Source organism: Pseudomonas sp. AP42 (assembly GCF_001728935.1).
GTDB classification, from domain to species: Bacteria; Pseudomonadota; Gammaproteobacteria; order Pseudomonadales; family Pseudomonadaceae; genus Aquipseudomonas; species Aquipseudomonas lactis.
On the sequence record NZ_LYSO01000033.1, the window covers coordinates 40,873 to 54,327 of the forward strand.

The 13,455-nt window shown below is 60.9% G+C and carries 17 protein-coding genes; 10 read left to right on the forward strand and 7 right to left on the reverse strand.

Annotated elements, in window-relative coordinates; all coding sequences use genetic code 11:
- The first annotated feature begins 95 nt into the window (after positions 1-95).
- From A7K61_RS14370 to A7K61_RS14380, 3 genes are all read left to right on the forward strand, one after another.
- Positions 96-380 (forward strand): hypothetical protein, encoded by a 285-nt coding sequence (locus A7K61_RS14370; RefSeq protein WP_034134047.1) that lies wholly within the window; start codon positions 96-98, stop codon positions 378-380.
- Between the two features lie 95 nt (positions 381-475).
- Positions 476-730, forward strand: a complete 255-nt coding sequence (locus A7K61_RS14375) for a TIGR02647 family protein (protein WP_003195403.1) — start codon at positions 476-478, stop codon at positions 728-730.
- Positions 731-899: 169 nt separating this feature from the next.
- Positions 900-3,740, forward strand: coding sequence for a class I adenylate cyclase (locus tag A7K61_RS14380; RefSeq protein ID WP_069557815.1), 2,841 nt, complete (start codon positions 900-902; stop codon positions 3,738-3,740).
- On the opposite strand, the gene rnk is transcribed toward A7K61_RS14380, so the two are convergent.
- The 3 genes from rnk to cyaY all read right to left on the reverse strand — a co-directional run bounded on the left by rnk (position 3,737) and on the right by cyaY (position 4,835).
- On the reverse strand, positions 3,737-4,150 hold the full coding sequence (rnk, locus tag A7K61_RS14385) for a nucleoside diphosphate kinase regulator (RefSeq protein WP_047712059.1): 414 nt from the start codon (positions 4,148-4,150) through the stop codon (positions 3,737-3,739). The two genes, A7K61_RS14380 and rnk, sit on opposite strands and share 4 nt — an antisense overlap.
- 131 nt (positions 4,151-4,281) lie before the next feature.
- Complete coding sequence (locus tag A7K61_RS14390) at positions 4,282-4,500, reverse strand: DUF1289 domain-containing protein (RefSeq protein WP_044269871.1); 219 nt, start codon at positions 4,498-4,500, stop codon at positions 4,282-4,284.
- Positions 4,501-4,502: 2 nt separating this feature from the next.
- Complete coding sequence (gene cyaY, locus A7K61_RS14395) at positions 4,503-4,835, reverse strand: iron donor protein CyaY (RefSeq protein WP_032894564.1); 333 nt, start codon at positions 4,833-4,835, stop codon at positions 4,503-4,505.
- 238 nt (positions 4,836-5,073) lie between these two features.
- Between cyaY and A7K61_RS31390 the strand changes: the two genes are divergently transcribed.
- Genes A7K61_RS31390 through A7K61_RS14420 form a run of 6 tightly spaced genes read left to right on the forward strand, consistent with a single transcriptional unit; the run spans position 5,074 to position 9,661 of the window.
- Positions 5,074-5,241 carry a lipoprotein gene (locus tag A7K61_RS31390; RefSeq protein WP_003195417.1) on the forward strand — a complete coding sequence of 56 codons (168 nt, stop codon included), beginning with the start codon at positions 5,074-5,076 and terminating at the stop codon, positions 5,239-5,241.
- Between the two features lie 14 nt (positions 5,242-5,255).
- Positions 5,256-6,503: a diaminopimelate decarboxylase gene (lysA, locus tag A7K61_RS14400; RefSeq protein ID WP_044269794.1), complete on the forward strand. Its 1,248-nt coding sequence runs from the start codon at positions 5,256-5,258 to the stop codon at positions 6,501-6,503.
- A gap of 3 nt (positions 6,504-6,506) precedes the next feature.
- Complete coding sequence (dapF, locus tag A7K61_RS14405) at positions 6,507-7,337, forward strand: diaminopimelate epimerase (RefSeq protein ID WP_003195419.1); 831 nt, start codon at positions 6,507-6,509, stop codon at positions 7,335-7,337.
- A gap of 13 nt (positions 7,338-7,350) precedes the next feature.
- Entirely contained in the window at positions 7,351-8,067 is a 717-nt protein-coding gene (locus A7K61_RS14410) for a DUF484 family protein (protein WP_069557816.1), read from the forward strand.
- Positions 8,068-8,069: 2 nt separating this feature from the next.
- On the forward strand, positions 8,070-8,969 hold the full coding sequence (gene xerC / locus A7K61_RS14415) for a tyrosine recombinase XerC (protein WP_069557817.1): 900 nt from the start codon (positions 8,070-8,072) through the stop codon (positions 8,967-8,969).
- Positions 8,966-9,661: an HAD family hydrolase gene (locus A7K61_RS14420; RefSeq protein WP_069557818.1), complete on the forward strand. Its 696-nt coding sequence runs from the start codon at positions 8,966-8,968 to the stop codon at positions 9,659-9,661. The genes xerC and A7K61_RS14420 overlap by 4 nt, the downstream gene beginning before the upstream one ends.
- Before the next feature lie 196 nt (positions 9,662-9,857).
- Here A7K61_RS14420 and sutA read toward each other — a convergent pair whose 3' ends face one another.
- The 4 genes from sutA to glnK form a co-directional block, all read right to left on the reverse strand.
- Positions 9,858-10,193, reverse strand: coding sequence for a transcriptional regulator SutA (gene sutA / locus A7K61_RS14425; protein WP_047712064.1), 336 nt, complete (start codon positions 10,191-10,193; stop codon positions 9,858-9,860).
- 102 nt (positions 10,194-10,295) lie between these two features.
- Complete coding sequence (locus A7K61_RS14430; protein WP_032894557.1) at positions 10,296-10,721, reverse strand: secondary thiamine-phosphate synthase enzyme YjbQ; 426 nt, start codon at positions 10,719-10,721, stop codon at positions 10,296-10,298.
- 209 nt (positions 10,722-10,930) lie between these two features.
- Entirely contained in the window at positions 10,931-12,268 is a 1,338-nt protein-coding gene (locus A7K61_RS14435; protein ID WP_020302863.1) for an ammonium transporter, read from the reverse strand.
- Between the two features lie 34 nt (positions 12,269-12,302).
- Entirely contained in the window at positions 12,303-12,641 is a 339-nt protein-coding gene (glnK, locus tag A7K61_RS14440) for a P-II family nitrogen regulator (RefSeq protein ID WP_002555808.1), read from the reverse strand.
- Positions 12,642-13,064: 423 nt separating this feature from the next.
- Between glnK and A7K61_RS14445 the strand changes: the two genes are divergently transcribed.
- Positions 13,065-13,328, forward strand: coding sequence for an accessory factor UbiK family protein (locus A7K61_RS14445; RefSeq protein WP_003195432.1), 264 nt, complete (start codon positions 13,065-13,067; stop codon positions 13,326-13,328).
- The last annotated feature ends 127 nt before the right edge of the window (positions 13,329-13,455 follow it).

Genomic DNA, 13,455 nt, shown 5'->3' on the forward strand with positions numbered 1-13,455 from the left:
GCTGCAAGAGTTATAGATCCTCGAGGTCTCCCTGACCAGCAGCATCACCCACCTGAATGGGGGTAGACTGACGCCCTTTCCTTGAGGAGCCTGCCATGAGCGAGCCGACCGATATCGACAACGACGAAGAAGAATTCACCGAAACCACGCTGATCGAAGCCATCGAGAACCAGATCGAGAGCGATAACCCGCCAGCGGCGAAGGCTACGTTCAATAAACTGACCCTGGTGGGTTACGAGCGCGAAGAGATCCTGAATCTGATGGCTCACGTTCTGGCCTTCGAGATCGACGCCATGCTGGACGAGGACCGCGCCTTCAATACCGAGTGGTATGAAACAGCACTGCGGGCACTGCCCGAGCTGCCGCCGGAAAAGCAATAACCCCGGCACGCAGCAACACGCTGGACAGTTCGGCAAAGTGCGTTCACCTTATGGCCTGCTAGCCTCTAATAAATTTTAGAAAGTCTGGAGTCCTTATGTCGTATACCCCTGAGTTGGTTGCCGAACTGGAAATCCTTGTACTCTTCCCCTTGGACAGCACCAAGGAAGGCTTGAAAGTCCATCAGACTGCCGCCCCTACTGCCATCGCCGCTGCCAAGCGCCTCCATGCCAAAGGGCTGATCGACCAACCGGACGGGGGCTATCTGACGAGCCTTGGCCGGGACGCTGCCGAGCAAGCCCAAACCCTGCTGACCATCCTCACCACTGCCAGCACCAAAGAAGCCGCCTGATACCTGATACCGCCCATGGAGTCCGCCGCCTGCGGATTCCGCGGGCATTGCTGCGCGGCCTACAAAATTCTGACGCCAAAAAGCCACTTCCCTCTAAAACTCCTACGCTACTGTCTGTAAACTCCTGCATGGCCGCCCGCGTCGGGCCCTGCGAGCCAACGAGTTCGACATGACCCGCACCCATGAAATCCGCCCCGATCTGGACGAAGGCATCGACCGCAAGGTGCTGACCCAACTGCGCGCGCGTTTCATGACCCTCAACCAAGGCCGCATGGCCCGGGCCGTCGAGGGGCTGACGCCACGCCAGCAAAGCGTGCTGGCTTTGTTGCCGCTGTTTTTCCACGTCAATCACCCGCTGTTGCCAGGCTACGTCTCCAGCAGCACGCCGGCCGGGTTGTCGAATTTTGAACCGGACGCCCAGGCCCTGGCCGATGCCCAGCGCCTGACCCGCTCGTTTTCCTATAAACCGCGCCACGGTAACCCGCCTACGCCGATACACGGTTTGTTCCTGATGGGCAGCCTGGGCACGCTGGCCCAGGCCGATCAAAGCGATATGGATGTGTGGGTGTGCCACGCCCCCGACCTGAGCGAGACCGAGCTGGCCGAGCTGCGCAAAAAGTGCCAACTGCTGGAAACCTGGGCCTTGGGCATGGGCGCCGAGGCGCATTTCTTCCTGATCGACCCGACGCGCTTTGTGTTGGGTGATCGCGATACACAATTGAGCTCCGACGACTGCGGCACCACCCAGCACTACCTGCTGTTGGATGAGTTCTATCGCACCGCGATCTGGCTGGCCGGACGCACGCCCATCTGGTGGTTGGTGCCGGTCTACGAAGAAAACCGCTACGCCGAGTTTACTCACGCACTGATTTCCAAGCGCTTTATCCGCGCTGATGAAACCCTCGACCTCGGCCATTTGGCTCATATTCCTCCGGGGGAATTTATTGGCGCCGGGCTGTGGCAACTGTTCAAGGGCATCGAGTCGCCCTATAAATCGGTGCTCAAGCTGCTGCTGACCGAGGTCTACGCCAGCGAACACCCGAAGGTGCAGTGCCTGAGCCTGCGCTTCAAACAGGCGGTGTTCAGCCATCAGGTAGACCTGGATGAGCTGGACCCGTACATCATGGTCTACCGCCGTATCGAGGAATACCTCAAGGCCCGCAACGAGCTGGAGCGCTTGGAACTGGTGCGCCGCAGCCTGTACCTGAAGGTCAACCGCAAACTCAGCGCCGGCCAGCGCACTGCTGGCTGGCAACGGCAGCTACTGGAACGCCTGGCGCATGAATGGGGGTGGGACACACGCCAACTGGCCCTGCTGGACAGCCGCAGCCAATGGAAAGTGCGCCAGGTCGCTTCCGAGCGCCGCGCCCTGGTCAATGAGTTGAACTACAGCTACCGCTTCCTCACTCAGTTCACCCGCAGCGAACAGTCCGCCAGCCCGATCAATAAACGCGACCTCAATGTACTGGGCCGCCGTTTGTACGCGGCGTTCGAGCGCAAGGCCGGCAAGGTCGAGTTTATCAACCCCGGCATCGCCCCCGACCTGGCCGAAGACACCCTGACCCTGGTGCAGTCGCCCAACCGCAAAGAGCCGGGCCAACACCATTGGGGCCTGTATAACGGCAACCTTACCGCCCTGGAATGGGAACACTTCGCGCCGATCAAACGCAGCCGCGACCTGCTGGAAATGCTCACCTGGTGCCATCGCAACGGCGTGATCGACAGCAGCACCCGCCTGGCGCTGCACCCCGGCACCAGCGACATGACCGAGTTCGAGCTGTTCAACCTGCTGGGCAGCCTGCAACAGACCATCGCCTTGCCCCTGGCCAGTGTCGATGAGAGCCGTTTGCTGCGCCCGGCAGTGCCAGAAGAAGTGCTGCTGCTGATCAACGTTGGGGTTGACCCGCTCAAGCATCATCGCGACCTGAATATCCTGATGACCACAGAGCGCACCGACTCCCTGAGCTACGCCGGCGTGCGCGACAACCTGGTGCTGACCCTGGACCAGGTCACGCTCAACAGCTGGAACGAAGTGATGGTCAGCCGCTATGACGGCCCGCACGCCCTGCTCGACTGCCTGCGCGACTACCTCAACCAACTGCCATCGAACCATCTGCCACGCCTGCGGGTGCGCTGCTTCTGCCACAACCGGGCGCAGTTCATTGCCCAGCGGGTGGAAGAGGTATTCGACACCGCGCAGCATCTGCTGCTCGGCCAGGGCAACCATCGCTACCTGCTCCAGGTGCAGCAGCATTATCACGTCATGGAACTGGTGCCGGGCCAAGCCACCCATGTGTCGCTGCCGACCCAGGACGCGCTGATCGCTTACCTCAACGAGGAGTTGGCCAGCTACAGCCCGTGGCACCTGGACGCCATGGCCCTGGAAGACCACGACCTGGCGCTGCTGCTGCCCATGGGCCAGGCCGAGTGTGTGCAGGTGTTCTACCGGGTCAATGAAGGCTTCGCCGACCTGTACGTGCTCGACGAATTCAACGCGCTCTGGCAACAGCGCTTGCCGTTTCATGATGAGCAAAGCCTGCTAGCGCCGCTGCAGCGTTTTTTGCAATCGATCCTGTACCGCCGCGAAGCGCTATCGTCCCTGGACGCTCAGCAACCCGCGGGCGAAGTACAGATCCTGTACTACCAACTGTTGCCATCGGGCAACGGCCGTGCGCGAGGCGTGGAGCCACGGCCGGCCCCGCAAGACCCTGCCAACAAAGCGTTTTATGACGTGCAGGCGATTATCGGCAAAGGCGCGCCGGGCCAGGTAGGGATCACCCTTTACTGCAATCAGCGGGAGTTTTCCGAACTGGAATTTGGCGACCAGCTGTTTACGGTGGTCGCCCGGGAGATCGTCGGGCAACGTCGGGAAACCGAGCGTTACCGCTGCTATATCACTGACCTGGATCTGTCGGGGCTGCTCGGCGATGTGCAAAGCCCAAGCAATCTGTACCTGCGCTATAAAGCCGAACTGGAACAGTCACTCAATGCGGCCTTGAGTCAGGTTTAGAGCAAAAAGGCGCCGCCATCTTTGGGCTGGCCTTCGACGCTGAGCAATTCCAGCTTAAGGGTCTTGCCGCCTGGCGCCGGCCAGTCGATGTGCTGGCCCACTTGCAGGCCAAGCAATGCGCTGCCCACGGGCGCCAGGATCGAGATCTTGCCTTTGTCGGCGTTCGCGTCCTTGGGGTAGACCAGCGTCAGGTGATAGTCCATGCCGCTGCCTTGCTCACGGCAATGCACGCTGGAGTTCATGGTCACGACACCCGCAGGCACTTCATCGTGACCAACCACGTCTTCGGCGCGGTCGAGTTCGGCTTGCAACGCTTCGACGCCGGGAAACTCGTCGCCCAAACGGTCGATCAGTTGCTCCAGACGCTGCACGTCAAGACGGGTAAGAATGATGGACGGTGCGGTGGTCATGATTCAGGCAGACTCCTTTTTTCTGCACAAAAAAGCAAAACCCCGCCAGGAAAAGGCGGGGTTCTCACGGACCTCGATGAATGGAGGTGTATCCGGACACTACCACAGCGACACAAATAAACAAGACGCCGTCAGGTGCTCGCCTTGCGCTGCTCGGCCTCGGCGCAGATCACCCGGCGCCGCGCATCGTCGGCAGAGCGCCATTCCCGGATGTCTTCCACATGGCGGAAGCAGCCCAGGCAGACTTTCTGCTCGTCCAGGCGACACAAACTGATACAAGGTGACGGCACCGCCGGGCTGACATTGCTGAACAGCGGCTTGGGCGGGCGTACGGGTGCAGGCTCACTCACCATCAGATCTCGTCGAAATCCAGTTCGTCGCCGGTGTATTCCTGGACCAGGCGGGCGAGCATCTCACCCAGCAACTCTTCACTCTTGTCGCACTGCCATTTGCCGCTTTCTTCGTCGTAATCGAAGTGAACGCCACCGGAGCGCGCCGCCAGCCACAGCTGACGCAGCGGCTCCTGGCGGCTGAAGATCAGTTGCTGGCCGCTCTCGAACTTGACGGTCAGCACCCCGGCCGAGTTTTCCAGGTCCACGTCCAGGCCGCTGTCGTCGAAAATATCTTCCAGCCCCTGCTGGGTGGCATCCACCAGGTCGTGAAAACGGGCTTCGGTCAAACTCATTGTGGCAACCTCAAAAGTGTCTGGTTTTGCTCAAGCGCCGCACGATACGGGCGAGCTTCGCCGATTGCAAAGGATACTGATTTGATCACGGATGACGGTACGAAATATCCCCAGGCATCGTAGCCTGCTTCCCTACTGTCTCAGCAAACCCCCGCCGGACGGGTGTTGCGGCGCATAGGCAAGCTGGCGGGTGGTCGGTATACTCGGGCGCAATTAATGCATATTCAAGGATTTCGCCATGAAGCGCCTGATCTCTTCCCTTGCTGCGCTCGTCGCGGTCGCTTGCCTCGTTAGTGCCTGTGGCCAGAAAGGCCCGTTGTACCTGCCGGATGACAGCAAAGATCCAAACGAACAGGCGCAATCGTCGCAAAAGCCGTCAAAAGCCCATAAGCACGACACCTACTAAGCCAAGGGAAACTTATGGACGCTTTTAACTACCGGGACGGCGAGCTGTTCGCGGAAGGCGTGGCCTTGTCCGCGATTGCCCAGCGCTTCGGCACCCCGACCTATGTGTACTCGCGTGCGCATATCGAAGCCCAATACCGCTCGTTCACCGACGCCCTCGACGGCGTGCCGCACTTGGTGTGCTACGCAGTCAAGGCCAACTCCAACCTGGGTGTACTCAATGTCCTGGCGCGTCTTGGCGCTGGTTTTGACATCGTCTCCCGTGGCGAGCTGGAACGCGTACTGGCCGCCGGCGGCCAGGCGGACAAAATCGTCTTCTCCGGCGTCGGCAAGAGCCGCGAAGACATGCGTCGCGCCCTGGAAGTCGGCGTGCATTGCTTCAACGTCGAATCCACCGACGAGCTGGAGCGCCTGCAAGTGGTCGCCGCCGAGATGGGCGTGCGTGCGCCGATCTCCCTGCGCGTCAACCCGGACGTCGACGCCGGCACCCACCCGTACATCTCCACCGGTCTCAAAGAGAACAAGTTCGGCATTGCCATCGCCGACGCCGAAGACGTGTACATCCGCGCCGCCCAACTGCCGAATCTGGAAGTGCTGGGTGTCGACTGCCATATCGGTTCGCAACTGACCACATTGCCACCGTTCCTGGATGCCCTCGACCGCCTGCTGGCGTTGATCGATCGTCTGGGCGAGTGCGGCATCTACCTGCACCACATCGACCTCGGTGGTGGCGTGGGTGTGCGTTATCGCGATGAAGAGCCGCCGCTGATTGCCGACTATATCCAGGCCGTGCGCGAGCGCATCGAAGGCCGCGACCTCACGCTGATGTTCGAGCCGGGCCGCTACATCGTCGCCAACGCTGGCGTGCTGCTGACCCAGGTCGAGTACCTCAAGCACACCGAACACAAGGATTTCGCCATCGTCGATGCGGCGATGAACGACCTGATCCGCCCGGCGCTGTACCAGGCCTGGATGGATGTCACCGCCGTGACGCCGCGCGCAAGCGACGCCCGCGCCTATGACATCGTCGGGCCGATCTGCGAGACCGGCGACTTCCTGGCCAAGGATCGTGAGTTGGCGCTTGAGGAAGGTGATCTGCTGGCCGTGCATTCGGCCGGTGCCTACGGGTTTGTCATGAGTTCCAACTACAACACCCGCGGGCGTACCGCCGAGGTGCTGGTGGACGGTGATCAAGCATTTGAAGTGCGTCGCCGCGAGACGGTAGCCGAGTTGTATGCTGGCGAAAGCCTGCTGCCGGAGTAAGCCATGCTGCTGCGTTTTACCAAGATGCACGGGCTGGGTAATGATTTCATGGTCCTCGACCTGGTCAGCCAGCACGCGCACATCCTGCCCAAGCACGCCAAACAGTGGGGCGATCGCCACACCGGGATCGGTTTCGACCAGTTGCTGCTGGTCGAGGCGCCGAGCAACCCGGAGGTGGATTTCCGTTACCGGATCTTCAACTCCGACGGTTCCGAAGTGGAACAGTGCGGCAACGGCGCGCGCTGCTTTGCGCGCTTTGTGCTCGACAAACGCCTGACTGCCAAACGCCAGATTCGCGTCGAAACCAAAGGTGGCGTGATCGAACTGGACATCCGCAACGATGGCCAGATCAGCGTCAACATGGGCGCGCCGCGCCTGGTGCCGGCGGATATTCCGTTCCAGGCCACCGAGCAGGCCCTCAGTTACGCGTTGGACGTGGATGGCAAAACCGTAGAGATCGCCGCCGTGTCCATGGGCAACCCCCATGCAGTGCTGCGGGTCACCGACATCAATAACGCCCCCGTGCACGAACTGGGGCCGAAGATCGAACATCACCCGCGCTTTCCGGCACGGGCCAATGTGGGCTTTTTGCAGGTAATCGACCGTAACCGTGCGCAATTGCGCGTATGGGAACGCGGCGTCGGCGAAACCCAGGCTTGCGGCACCGGTGCTTGCGCCGCTGCCGTGGCCGCGATCAGCCAGGGGTGGATGGATTCGCCGCTGTTGATCGACCTGCCCGGTGGACGTTTGTCCATCGAATGGGCAGGCCCTGGCCACCCGGTGATGATGACCGGGCCGGCCACGCGTGTATACGAAGGACAGGTCCGTCTATGAGTGAGCCAAGCTAATGACCGATAAGCCTCAAGTACCCGCACACGCAACCCCGAGTGAAAGCCTGGAGGCCGCTGCTGTCGCGGCGTACCTTGAGGCTAACCCGGACTTCTTCGTCGAACACGAAGAGTTGCTGCCGGCCCTGCGCATCCCTCACCAGCGCGGCGATACCGTATCGCTGGTGGAGCGGCAGATGAAGATCCTGCGCGAGCGCAATATTGAAATGCGCCACCGCCTCTCTCATCTGATGGACGTGGCCCGCGACAACGACCGCTTGTTCGACAAGACGCGCCGCCTGATTCTGACCCTGATGGATGCCACCAGCCTGGAAGAAACGGTGATCGCCGTGGAAGACAGCCTGCGTGAGGATTTCCAGGTGCCCTTCGTCAGCCTGATCCTGTTCAGCGACAACCCGATGCCGGTGGGCCGCTGGGTCACAGGTGGCGAGGCGCAGACGGCCATCGGCGGCCTGTTGTCCGAAGGCAAGACCGTCAGCGGCACCTTGCGCGAGCATGAACTGGACTTCCTGTTTGGCGCCGAACAGCGCAAGCAGATCGGCTCTACGGCCGTCATCGCCCTCAGCCATCAAGGCTTGCACGGGGTACTGGCCATCGCCAGCCGCGATCCGGCGCACTACAAAAGCTCGTTGGGCACGTTGTTCCTGACCTATATCGCCGAAGTGCTGGGCCGCGTCCTGCCACGCCACACCACCACCCTGCGCGCGGTGCGCTGATCATGGAGCGGCAACTGGACGCTTACTGCGCTCACCTGCGCAATGAGCGCCAGGTGTCGCCCCATACGCTGGAAGCCTATCGGCGGGACTTGAACAAGGTCCTGGCCTATTGCGAAAAACAGCACGTCAGCAGTTGGACGGCCCTGGATATCCAGGCCCTGCGCAGCCTGATCGCCCGGTTGCACCAACAAGGCCAGTCCTCACGCAGCTTGTCTCGCCTGCTGTCGGCGGTGCGCGGCCTCTATCACTACCTCAATCGCGAAGGCCTGTGCGACCACGACCCGGCCAATGGCCTGTCGCCGCCCAAAGGCGAGCGGCGCCTGCCCAAGACCCTGGACACCGACCGCGCCCTGCAACTGCTCGACGGTGCCGTGGAGGTTGACTTCCTGGCCCATCGTGACCAGGCAATCCTTGAGCTGTTCTATTCCTCGGGCCTGCGCCTGTCCGAGCTGACGAGCCTGAACCTTGATCAACTGGACCTCGCCGATGGCTTGGTGCAAGTGCTCGGCAAAGGCAGCAAGACCCGCGTACTGCCCGTGGGCAGGAAAGCCCGTGAAGCCTTGCAGCTATGGCTGCCGCTACGCCTGCTGACCAACCCGGCAGACGATGCCGTATTTGTCAGCCAGCAAGGCCGGCGCCTGGGGCCACGGGCGATCCAGCTGCGGGTCAAGGCCGCCGGCGAGCGGGAGCTGGGGCAGAATCTGCACCCGCACATGTTGCGTCATTCCTTTGCCAGCCACCTGCTCGAATCCTCCCAAGACTTGCGCGCCGTGCAGGAACTGCTCGGGCACTCGGATATCAAGACCACGCAGATCTACACCCACCTCGACTTCCAGCACCTGGCAACGGTGTACGACAGCGCCCATCCACGGGCCAAACGCATCAAGGGCGGCGACTCATGAGTATCAAGCTGATCACCTTCGACCTGGACGACACCCTCTGGGACAACGTACCCGTCATCATCAGCGCCGAAGCGTCGATGCGCGAATGGCTGGCGACCCACGCGTCCAAGGTCGGCGACCTGCCCCTTGAGCATTTTGCCAGCCTGCGCCAACAGGTGCTGCAGCGTCATCCCGAACTCAAGCACCGCATCAGCCTGCTGCGCCATCGCGTGCTAATGCATGCGTTCGAGGAGGCCGGTTATCCCCAGCCTGAGGCCACAGAGATGGCGGACGTCTGCTTCGAAGCGTTCATCCACGCACGTCACCAACTCACCGTGTTCCCGGAAGCCGAGCCGATGCTCAAGGCGCTGCGCCAGCACTTCCTGCTGGGGGTGATCACCAATGGCAATGCCGATGTGCAGCGCGTGGGCCTGGCGGACTATTTTCACTTTGCCCTGCGCGCTGAAGATATCGGCATCGCCAAGCCGGATGCACGGCTGTTTCAGGAGGCGCTGCAACGTGGCGGTGTGGACGCCAGCGCGGCTGTGCATGTGGGCGATCATCCTGGGGATGATATTGCCGGCGCGCAGCAGGCGGGGCTGCGGGCGGTGTGGTTCAACCCCACGGGCAAGGCCTGGGAGGGAGACAAGCACCCGGATGCGCAGATTCGCAGCCTGACGGAGTTGCCGCCACTGCTGCAAAGCTGGCAGTAACACCGCAGATCAAAAAATGTGGGAGCGGGCTTGCTCGCGAATGCGGTGGGTCAGTGATGAAGGTATCAACTGACACTGCGCATTCGCGAGCAAGCCCGCTCCCACATTTGATTTATGGTGACCTGAGAGATTTAATTCCAGACATGAAAAAGCCCGCAGCGACGGCGGGCTTTTTCTTACAAGCAGGAGGCAGACCTCAGATAGGTCGGCTGCCGTACTTGTTATCCGGCTTCTTCGGTGGATCAGCCACCACGTTGGCCTCGACTTCCTGCACTTTGCCACCTTTAGCGAGGAACTCTTCCATCGCACGGGCCAGGGCATCGCGCTCTTTGTTCTTGGCTTCAACACTCGGCAACTCGTCTACCGAAACAGCCGCCTTGGCTTTGCCTTTGGCTTTGGGAGCCGCGTCATCGCCAACACTGTTATCGTCATCTTCCGCAACGTCGTCAGCCGCTACTGCTTCAAGACCGTCTTCGGTGTCGTCTTCATCACCTACTTCGAGGTCGTCTTGTTCCAGATCATCGTCGCTCATGTTCTACCTCATGACTTGCGAAAAGCAGATTAGTTATAGCCCAGCTTCACCCTCTGTCGAGGCCGCTGGAAAAAAATCAACATCCACAGGATTCCCTATGGCTTATGCCCCTTCACCGTGCAAGGTGGCGAGGACTTTACGAGCACCGCCATGATCACGGTGCTCGCCCAGATAAACACCTTGCCAGGTCCCTATCGCCAAGCGGCCGGCCTTGACCGGCAAACTCAGCTGGCAGCCCAGCAGACTGGCCTTGAAGTGCGCCGGCAGATCATCCGGACCTTCGTCGTTATGTTCAAACCCTGCGCGACCTTGTGGCACCAGCAGGTTGAAAAAACGCTCGAAGTCACGGCGAACCGCCGGGTCGGCATTCTCGTTGATGGTCAACGAGGCCGAGGTGTGCTGCAGCCACAGATGCAACAGGCCCACACGGCAGGCCTTCAATTCAGGCAAGCCGGCAAGCAACTCGTCCGTTACCAAGTGAAAGCCCCGGGGCTTGGCCCGCAGGGTAATCAGGGTCTGTTGCCACATACAGTTCTCCGCCCATCGGCGCGCATTCTAGCGCGCTCTGAGAAAAAACAAAGGGCCGAATACGCCTTCATGCCTGTAAGACATTTGCACCCTTAAAAGTACTGTGTGGATCCCATCACAAACTCGATAAAAAACCCATGCACCTTTAGCCACAGACAAACGCCAGGCAAAAAAATGCCCGGCAAGCCGGGCATGTTTTTTTCACGTAGTTACAAGTTGTAGCCGCGCTCGTTGTGCTGCGCCAGGTCGAGGCCAACCGCCTCTTCTTCTTCGGTGACACGCAGGCCCATGACCATGTCGAGCACCTTGAGGATGACGTAGGTCACGATCGCCGTGTAGATCACGGTGAAGCCCACCCCTTTGCACTGGATCCACACTTGGGCTGCGATGTCGGTCACGGTGCCGAAGCCGCCCAGAGCAGGAGCTGCGAACACACCGGTGAGGATCGCGCCGACGATACCGCCGATACCGTGCACGCCGAAAGCGTCCAGGGAGTCGTCATAACCCAGCTTGCGCTTGAGGCTGGTCGCGCAGAAGAAGCACACCACACCAGCGACCAGGCCAATCACCAGGGCGCCCATCGGGCCCACGGTGCCAGCCGCTGGTGTCACGGCGACCAGGCCGGCGACCACGCCCGAGGCGATACCCAGGGCGCTTGGCTTGCCGTGGGTGATCCACTCGGCAAACATCCAGCCCAAGGCCGCGGCGGCGGTGGCGATCTGGGTCACCAGCATCGCCATGCCCGCGGTGCCGTTGGCCGCCGCAGCGGAACCGGCGTTGAAGCCAAACCAGCCGATCCACAGCATGGCCGCGCCCACCAGGGTATAGCCCAGGTTATGCGGGGCCATCGGAGTGGTCGGGAAGCCTTTACGCTTGCCGAGCACGATGCACGCCACCAGGCCAGCCACACCCGCGTTGATATGCACGACGGTGCCGCCCGCGAAGTCCAGCACGCCCCAGTCCCACATCAGGCCACCGTTGCCGCTCCAGACCATGTGCGCAATTGGCGCATAGACCAGGGTGAACCAGATAGCCATGAAGATCAGCATCGCGGAGAACTTCATGCGCTCAGCGAAAGCACCGACGATCAGCGCCGGGGTAATGATGGCAAAGGTCATCTGGAAGGTGATGAACACGGCTTCCGGAAACAGCGCCGCCGGCCCAGTGATGCTGGCCGGGGTGACACCCGCCAGGAACGCCTTGCCCATGCCGCCGAAAAAGGAATTGAAATTGACCACGCCCTGTTCCATACCGGTGGTATCGAACGCGATGCTGTAGCCGTAGACGACCCAGAGGATGCTGATCAGGCCAGTGATGGCAAAGCACTGCATCATCACCGACAGAATGTTCTTGGAGCGGACCATGCCGCCATAGAACAGCGCCAGGCCAGGGATGGTCATGAACAGCACCAGCGCGGTGGCAGTGAGCATCCAGGCGGTGTCGCCGGAATTGAGGACTGGAGCAGCCACTTCATCTGCCGCCATGGCCAGGCTTGGCATTACGATGGACAGCAGGGCTCCGAGCCCTGCGAATTTACGCAGAGTCATATTGTTTTCTCCTGGGGCGTTGGGGTTTGGCGGCTTAGATTGCGTCGGTATCGGTTTCGCCGGTACGGATGCGAATAGCCTGTTCCAGATTGACCACGAAGATCTTGCCGTCACCGATCTTGCCGGTGTTGGCCGCCTTGGTTATCGCCTCGATAACCCGGTCAAGATCCTTGTCGTCAATGGCGACATCGATCTTCACCTTCGGCAGGAAATCGACCACGTATTCCGCGCCGCGATACAGCTCGGTATGACCCTTCTGCCGACCGAAGCCCTTGACCTCAGTAACGGTAATGCCCTGCACGCCGATCTCGGACAGTGACTCGCGAACATCGTCCAACTTGAACGGCTTGATGATGGCAGTGACTAGCTTCATGAAAACTCTCTCCCGAATTTGGTGGACTTGCCCCAGGAAAACAAACCCGTCTCAAGTCTAAGCGCAGTGCCTGGCTTTGTAACGCATCGTCGCCTCGGCATTTGCCGTCGCGACGCCAGCGAACCACTGGTGACGAGCCCTGTACCCCGGATCCGTCGGCGCACTGCATTCGTCACAGCGACTGCATCAGTGCATGGGTCATGATCGTCTAAGCAGAAACCTTGCCAGCTCCGTAAAAACCACCGAAATCAATCCTTTGCCCGCTTGTGCTCACCTACGGGGCGCCTGCGCGGCCGCAATGCGCATCAAAACAGTGCGTGCCCGCCCGCCCCAATGCGCGAAAACCGTGCGCAGCAGGGCGTGAAAATGACTATAGACGCTGCGTGATACACTGCCGGCCAACTGTTTTCCGGAATATGTCCAATGCTCGCGCCCAAAGACTTCCTCGACGCCCTGAGCGGCCACGCCTCTCGCCTGTTCAGCGGCGACACCCCGCTGCCCCGCAATGAAATCGAAAGCCAGTTCAAGGCTTTGCTACAGAGTGGTTTCAGCAAGCTCGACCTGGTCAGCCGGGAAGAGTTTGACAGCCAGATGGTGGTGCTGGCCCGCACACGTGCGCGACTGGAGAGCCTGGAGGCGAAGGTGGCTGAACTTGAAGCACGGTTGACGCCACCCTCTGCTGAATAAACACGGTGAGTGTGGGAGCTGGCTTGCCTGCGATAGCGCCCTGACAGTCAACACAGCTGGATTGTGTGTAGATCCATTGCTGCGGTAACGGCCACTTGGGGTTCCGCCCTGACGGCGGCTCACTTTT